Genomic DNA, 8325 nt, shown 5'->3' with positions numbered 1-8325 from the left:
TTGAGAGATTTCACACGGGTCAAACTTTCCATGCGTGCTTGCACACTAGTTGCTAGGGACTGAGGCAAACTTTTTTGCAGCGCACCCAAAATTTCAACTCGCTTAATCGAATCAATACCCAATTCTGCTTCTAAATCTTGGTCTAATCCCAACATATCTGTAGGATAACCGGTGCGATCGCTCACTAGTTGCAACAGAGTCTGAGTGAGTTCGGTTTGATTTAGCGATTCACCGATCGGTGCAGACGAGATATTTGCAGCTGTGACTGTGTTGGTAACGGTAGCCGCAGCCGTAGGTTGGAGATTTTCTAAGATTTTATCTACAATGCCATTGAGAGATTTGACCCTGGTCAACTGCTCCATTTGCTGACGGACACTATCTGCAAGGCTGGCTGGTAAAGCTTGGTTGAGCGCCCCCAATATTTCGACTCGCTTGATTGAGTCAATACCTAGTTCTGCTTCCATATCTTGGTCAAGTCCCAACATATCTGCGGGATAACCTGTACGTTCACTGACCAGTCCTAATAAAGTCTGAGTTAAACTAACACGATCTGGTAAGGACTGGGTAGTAGCTGGAGGTGCTGGTACTTGTTTAACTACTATCTCCTGTACAGGTGGCGCTGACACTGGTTGAGGAATCAGGGGTTGGGGTGCAACTGGTATCTGCTCTTGTTTGTTGTTGGGTGTTAGGGTTGGGGCAGAACCATTTTTTGGCTGAACAACTACAGGTTGCGGAGCAGGTGGCAGATGATTTTCTGGTTGTCTGCGGGGTGGTAAGGGAGTGGTAGCAGGTGTAGGTGTAGGCACAGATACGTTTGCCAATGGTGTAGCTAGTAACTGGCTCATCACCTGTTCTTGGACTGCCAAGAATTTACGCATAGTCTCTTGGTAAGCCTGATAGGCTTGCAAAATACCTGCTCCCATTGCTTGCTGAGGTGGGTTCGCAGGTGCAGGGAGAGGCGAGGAATTGCCATTTAAGCTCTTGCCGTTAGCTGGGGTGGATGGTGTAGCTGGTTGATTCATGGGGATTTCTGGCTTTTTTGATACAAGGTGAGTGTTAGGCTGTGGTTTTTGTACTGTGCTGACTGGCTTGGAGACTGGTGGTTTTGGTGTTGGTTGTTCTTGTATAGGTACTGGTTGGGTGGGGGGTTGACTTAATTCAGGTAATGGTGCGATCGCAACAGCAGTTTCTTGATTTAAGGGTGGTAGTTTACCTGTGTAACCAACTGGTTGGTTTTGTGGTCTGGCACTACCACCGTTAATTAACCAAGCTGTTGGAGGTAAAGCAGGTTTGCGTGTTAACTCAACCAATTTAGCTAGGTTTAGGTTTTGTACATCACGACCATCAAATAAAGCTGTTAACTTGATGTGAACACCACGAACGAACAATGTACCCAAAGCCATTAATAAACCACGCAATCCCCCACCTTGCCCATCTAAAGAAACAGCAGTGTGTTCTTTTTGTGCGAGGATTTGACCGATCAGATTAGTTAGGACATGCTTTGGCCCGAGTTCTACGAAAATCCGCGCTCCATCGGCATACATCGCATTAATTTGCCCCAAAAACTCTACTGGGTTGAGTAATTGCTTGGATAACTGGCTACGGATGTCATTAATATTCGAGCCGTAGGGGCGAGCTGTGGAGTTAGCATAAACAGGGATGCGGGGAGAATGCATGGTGACGGTGGAAATAGGCGCTGCGAGAGCGGCCTGGGCAGATGCGACCAAAGCGGAGTGAAAAGCACCAGAAACTGGCAACATCCGAGCTGTAATTCCAGCAGCGTTTAAACTATCTACCACCTGTTGCACAACCTGTTTATCTCCAGAAATCACCGACTGACGGGGAGCATTTTGGTTAGCAATCACTACTCCTTCAAAATTCTGGAGGCGTAAGAGTAAATCTTCGCGGGTAGTCTGGACTGCGGCCATGGCTCCTACGGAAGTCGCACAGGCTTCTGCCATCACCCGTCCTCTAGTTGCAGCCAAGTTAAAAAAGTCTTCTCTGGATAAAACTCCCGCTGCGTGCAGGGCTGCATACTCGCCAAAGCTATGTCCACCAACCATGACAGGCTTCAGTTCTAGCCTGGCTGCCAAATCCATCAAACCTGTTTCCACTGCCCCAATTGCTGGCTGGGCAATACGAGTATCCATCAGCTGTTTGTAGTTTTGCTTTTCTTCGTCTTCGCTGTAAGGGCTGGGTGGATAAACATATTGGCTAAGCAACTTGGGAAAACACTGGCGTAGCTGACGGTCTGCAAACTCGAAAGTACCACGTATTTCGTTAAAATATAGCCCCGTTTCCCGAGCCATGCCGGAATATTGTGACCCTTGTCCTGGGAACAAAAAGGCGACCTGTTGATTGGCTTGAGGATCTGCCATCCCAAACTGAATATGAGGTGGTAAGGTTTGGGATTGACGACCTTCTAGGTGGGCGATCGCGATTTCCAGATCTGCTCGTAACTGTGACAAACTCTCAGCCACAATCGCCAAGCAAGCGCTCTGATGCTGACGTGCTTGGGCGCGTTGAGCAAAACTGTGAGCAAGATCCTGCAAACGTGGCTCTGCACCATTACTGAGGGCTGTCAGCAATGATTTGGCTTCTTGAGCTAAAGCGGCAAGGTTTTCAGCACGGAATACAAATAACTCGTACGGCCAAATATCAGCACCTGGGGCAGTAGCTTGCCAGTTACCCCGATATTCTTCTAGAACAGCGTGGAAATTTGTGCCACCAAAACCAAAGGCACTGACACCAGCGCGACGGGGGTGATCGGGATGGGTTAACCAGGGTTGGGCTTCTTTAGGTAGATACACCGGGCTTTCACTATCTATGATTGGGTCGAGGGGTGTATCAACGTTCATGTGGGGAGGTTTGACTTTGTGGTGCAGTGCCAAGACGGCTTTAATCACACCCGCAATCCCCGCTGTACTCTTGGTATGACCGATGGAGGTTTTCACTGAGCCGATCGCACAGGATTTGGGATGAGCTTGATATTCTTTCAGGACACTGATCACAGTTTCTAACTCTGCTTTATCACCTGCTGGTGTACCTGTACCGTGAGCCTCGTATAGTCCTAAGGTATTGGGTGAAAAGCCAGCTTTGTTGTAGGCACGTCTCAAGGCCCGCATTTGCCCAGCAGGTAAGGGAGCTGTCATCCCCAAAGCTTTACCATCACTGGAACTGGAGACGGCTTTGATGACTCCGTAAATGCGATCGCCATCTCGTTCGGCATCAGCTAGCCGTTTGAGTACAACGACGGCAATACCTTCGCTAATGGCAATGCCATCTGCTGTTTTGTCGAAGGTGCGCGATCTACCGCGTGGTGAAAGAGCCTGGGTTTTACTAAAGCAGAAATAGGCAAAGGGACTCTGAACGGTGTCAACTCCACCAGCGATCGCCACATTACTACGTCCACTTTCGAGTTCTTTAACTGCTAAATCCAATGCTGCTAAAGAAGAAGCACAGGCAGCATCGACTGTGAAGTTGTGACCACCGAAGTCAAAACGATTGGCGACTCGACCTGCAATCACATTCAACAACAAACCAGGGAATGATTCTTCTGTCCATTCTGGTAAACGCTCCCAAACTTCTGGTGCAGTTTTACCAACCATCCGGGGAATTTCACAACGGGTGGCATATTGCTGACCTAAATCTGCAATGCCGCCACCTGCCCCGAGAATTACAGAGGTATGTTCGCGATCAAAGTTACCCGACCCATAGCCAGCATCTTCTAAGGCTCGTCGCACTGTCTCTAGTGCCAGCAATTGTACGGGTTCAATGGATTTTAATGATTTGGGTGGAATACCAAAACGCAGCGGATCAAAGGGTACATCTTCTAAGAATCCACCCCACTTAGAATAAACTTTATCTCTGGCGTTACGGTCAGGATTGTAGTAGAGCCGCCAGTCCCAACGCTGGGCAGGAATTTCTGTAATTGCATCGACTTTGCGGAGAATGTTGTTCCAAAAGGTTTCGGGATACTGAGCTTGAGGTAATAATGTCCCTATACCAATAATGGCGATATCTGAGGGGCGGGTTGTGACTTCTTGTTCTCTATCTTGTTCAACTAACGCAGATATTAACAGCTTAGTACCAATTTCCGATACATTTTGGTGTAATTCTCGCACAGTACAAACTTGATCGCGGAGAGTGGCGACTTGCCCGATCATATACATGCCATCAGTCAGTTGTTGTGCTTCGTCTACTGTTTGCACCTGACCATCTGGTGTACGTTGCAATCCTTTGGAGGCAATTCGCAAGCGTCCTAAAGTCAAATCTTCTAAGGTGTCTTTGATTTCCTCTGGAGGACTGCCTGCTGCCATCATTTGTCGTCTTGTAGCGTAGAATTCTTGGGCAAAGGGAGTGAAGACACAACGACTAGCATGTCCCGGCCCGGTTTCTAAGTTAATGGTGCGGCTACATGACAGGGCTTGTTCTTGAAATTTTTGGACGATCGCACCACAAGCAACAGCTTCTTGGGTAAATAAATATGCTGTACCCATAAGGACGCCTATCCGCATCCCTCGTTCTACTAAAGGTGCAGCCATTGCAGCAATCATGGCTGCGGAACGGGCATCGTGAATCCCACCGGCAAATAGCACATGTATCTCTGATTCTGTACCCGGTGGTGCATCTGCTAATAGGGTGGCGATCATGCTTTCCCAGAGAACAAAACTACTCAAGGGGCCAACATGACCACCACACTCGCGACCTTCAAATACAAACCGTCTTGCCCCTTGTTCTAGAAACATTTTTAGTAGGCGTGGGGCTGGAACATGGATGTAGGTGGCAATTCCTTCGGCTTCAAAATGAGCTGCTTGATCGGGACGTCCACCTGCAATTAAGGCAAAGGGAGGTTTGAATTCTTTTACGGCTTGGATTTGTTCTTCACGCAATGCGTGAGATACAAAACCCAGCATCCCGATACCCCAAGCTCGATTGCCCATTAATTGCTGGGTTTTTTGCAGTAAGCTGCGTACTTGCGAACCACGCATCAGCGCCAAGGCTAACATTGGCAGTCCTCCGGCTTGGGAAACTGCATTGGCAAACTCTGCGGTATCGCTCACCCGTGTCATTGGTCCTTGGACAATCGGATATTGAGTGCCGTGGGAAGCTGCTAAAGGTGCATTGGCATCTAAGGGACGTAGTTGTTGGGCTGTTTTGATTTGTTCTTGACTTTGTTTGAGTAATGCTTGAATCAGTTTGCCAATTGTAGGGTAGCGATCGCGAAATGTTGCTGCTAATCCTACAGCTTGTCCCATTGGCCAAGCTAGTTGTCCTGGTTTACCCCAACCTATTAATGGTTGCGCTTGTTGTTGCCAATTTTGAACACCATCTGCTGAACCGTCGTTTTCAACTTCTATTTGGTCGGCAAGTTGTTGCAAGTTAGTAATTACTTGAAATCCTGGACGGGACAGGACACGACAACTAGCATTGAGCCTTTCGCCCAATACTATTGCTTCTTGTCCGCTGAGGTTAGTGAGATGGCGTTGCCATTCCTGTGGCAGGGGTGATTCTGGCATGAGCCATAATTGGTCATCCAATATGACACCAGCAGCTCCTACCACGCGACAAGCTGCTGCTGTGTGAATGCCAATTCCCCCTTGGACATAGACTGGGCGCGACTGAATGCTCAAGAGTTTCTGTAATAAAATAAAGGCGGAGTCTTCACCTACCCAACCTCCGCTTTCATGTCCACGAGCAATTAAGCCATCTATATTAATATTCTGTATTTGATTATCCAGAGCTTGAGCTTGTTCAATGTCTGTAATTTCTAGTAGAATTTTACGCGATCGCCCCGTTGGCAGTGATGCTACAACTTCTACTAGTGTCTTGGGATTCCACCCACACAGGATTAGCCAATGAGGTTGATTGCTCAGACTTTTTAACAGTGCATGACTAGAAGCAACCTGAGCAGCTGATAAACGTAGTCCTACAGATTGACTAGGATTAGTTAAAGCCAATAATTGGTCTAAATTTTTACTTGCTTGTTTTGGGTCATGACAAAATTCTCTATCTAGAATACCAATACCACCTGCACGGGTAGTAGCAACAGCTATACCAGGATGAGCAAGGTTAATAGGACTTACAGAGAAACAGATAAATTGACTCATAGTATATATTTCAGGATGAGCAAGTACTGATAGAAATCACAGAAAAATAAATAAATTGTTTCATAGGCATTGCATACTTACACTCCTGAGCAAAATGTGAATTCCGTAGCACTAAATATCAACATGTTGCTCAACCATGTGTCTTAACTCAAAGTGAAGTAGCTTTATTTAAGAACACAATTTCAGCCTAAAAATTTTTGGTTGCAACCTGATTGATGCTACTAAAGCATGATTTTTAATACATACAACAGACTGAGGCAGAAGCACTTACCTGTATATAAAACAGTTAAAATAAATACATTTTTTTACTTAAAATTACATAGATTAAGTCTTTTTTGTTACTTCGGTGATAGTTCAATTTTTAGAATTTTTTTATTACATTGTCAATAAATTTTACAGAAGCTTTATACAATTTTAGTCATATATAAATTTTTACTTTGACTGAAATATTGAATAGGAAATCTCTGTAAAAATCAATACGATACGATTACCGATATTTAGGAAGCAAAATAACATTAATTTAAAAATGTAGATAAATCATACCGTATAAATACTTTTATATATAAAAAGTTCTCCTTTTAAAAGTAGTTTTTTTTTCTCGTGTAAATACTTAAAGAAAACTTTACTAAAACTAAAAAATTTAAACAACGGTTTGAGGGTATAGTATATGCTATTACTGAAATCTAGTTTTTAAAGTATGTGTGATCTTTTTGTCAAAATATCTTTAAAAGCTTAGGTAGTTAGTAAATCTACAGCAAAAGTATTGCAAGCTACAGAAATATTAAATCTGCTGAAATAACTCCAAGGATTAGGCAATGAATCAGGCAGTTACCAACAATGGTATGGAAAGAAGCAAGCGTCAACATCTCGGTGTAACTCTATGGTTTACCGGTTTGAGTGGTGCGGGCAAGACCACGATTAGTAGCGCTTTGGAGAAAGTGTTGCGTTCCCAGGGTTACAAGGTTGAAGTTTTAGATGGAGATGTTGTGCGTCAAAACTTAACTAAGGGTTTGGGCTTCAGCAAGGAAGATCGAGATGAAAATGTTCGCCGCGTGGGTTTTGTTGCTAGTCTACTGTCTCGTAATGGTGTAATTGTACTGGTTTCGGCTATTTCACCCTATCGAAATATTCGGGAGGAGATGCGGCAGCGTATTGACAACTTTGTTGAAGTTTATGTGAATGCGCCGCTAGATGTATGTGAGCGCAGAGATGTCAAAGGACTTTATCAAAAAGCTCGTTCTGGGCAAATTAAAAACTTTACCGGGATTGATGATCCCTATGAACCACCATTAAATGCAGATATAGAGTGTAGAACTGACTTGGAAAGCTTAGAAGAAAGTGTATTTAAAGTTTTGGCGAAGCTAGAAGACAGGGGCTATGTACAAGTTTACTCCCAGTATCAAACGGTTGAAGCAAGATGAAGCAACAGTTACAACTGAGCAAGAGCGATTGCAGCTTGGTGCTGCTTTGGCAAAAGAAGGACGTTATGATGAAGCTTTGGCTGAGCTAACAAAAGTTGTCCAAACTAATTCCAACTCAGTTCATGCTCATTTAGCTGTAGGAAATATCTATCTCACACAAAAGCATTACCAAGAGGCTTTGCATCATTTTTTGGCAGTGATGTTGTTAGATCCTCTCATGCCTGAGGCTCCACTAAATGCCGGACGTGTTTATTTAAAACAGGGTAGGCTGAGTCAAGCTTTGGAACAGTTTGAGAATGTTCTCAATTTAGATCCTAAGTCTGCACCAGCTCAGGTGGGTATTGCTCAAGTGTGTATAGAACAAAAACAATATGATGCTGCTGTACAGAGATTGAAATTTGCTTTGAGCTTAGATCCTGAAATGTCCTTGGCTCACTTGCTGATGGCAGAAGCATATAAAAATAAAGGGAAGATATCAGAAGCTGTCATGGAACTCAAGACTGCCCTGAGCTTGAACTCTAAATTTGTGCTTGCTTATATTAAGTTGGGCCGTATTTACCTAGAACAAGAAGAATATAAAGCTGCTAGAGATGCATTTGAAGCAGCCATAAAACTCAACCCAGCTATACCTGCTGCTAGGTTGGGGTTAGCAGAGACTTTGATTCAAGAAAATAAATTAAAAGAAGCTGCTGAAGTGATCAGTAATCTTCCCAAACTTCAACGGCGAGATGGTTAACAAACGATGTTAGCTTCTTTAGCTCATTGAATCAGGTTTTTCAGTGGCTCTAGTCCTC

Annotated in this window: 2 protein-coding genes and 2 pseudogenes; 2 read left to right on the top strand and 2 right to left on the bottom strand. The window is 44.6% G+C overall.

Features of this window, described 5'->3' with window-relative positions:
- Positions 1 to 76 precede the first annotated feature (76 nt).
- Both UYI_RS40350 and UYI_RS40345 read right to left on the bottom strand, forming a co-directional pair.
- Positions 77 to 515: pseudogene (locus UYI_RS40350) on the bottom strand (phosphopantetheine-binding protein); the annotation flags it as partial.
- Between the two features lie 948 nt (positions 516 to 1463).
- Positions 1464 to 4916 (bottom strand): annotated as a pseudogene (locus tag UYI_RS40345) (beta-ketoacyl synthase N-terminal-like domain-containing protein); the annotation flags it as partial.
- A gap of 2009 nt (positions 4917 to 6925) precedes the next feature.
- Here UYI_RS40345 and cysC point away from each other — a divergent pair.
- On the top strand, positions 6926 to 7531 hold the full coding sequence (cysC, locus tag UYI_RS0110610) for an adenylyl-sulfate kinase (protein WP_016866641.1): 606 nt from the start codon (positions 6926 to 6928) through the stop codon (positions 7529 to 7531).
- Complete coding sequence (locus tag UYI_RS0110605; RefSeq protein WP_016866640.1) at positions 7488 to 8267, top strand: tetratricopeptide repeat protein; 780 nt, start codon at positions 7488 to 7490, stop codon at positions 8265 to 8267. The genes cysC and UYI_RS0110605 overlap by 44 nt, the downstream gene beginning before the upstream one ends.
- Positions 8268 to 8325 lie beyond the last annotated feature (58 nt).

This window comes from Fischerella muscicola PCC 7414 (assembly GCF_000317205.1).
In the GTDB taxonomy this organism is placed as follows: Bacteria; Cyanobacteriota; Cyanobacteriia; order Cyanobacteriales; family Nostocaceae; genus Fischerella; species Fischerella muscicola.
The sequence above is the reverse complement of the archived record's forward strand: the minus strand, read 5'-3'. Positions and strand labels throughout refer to the sequence as shown.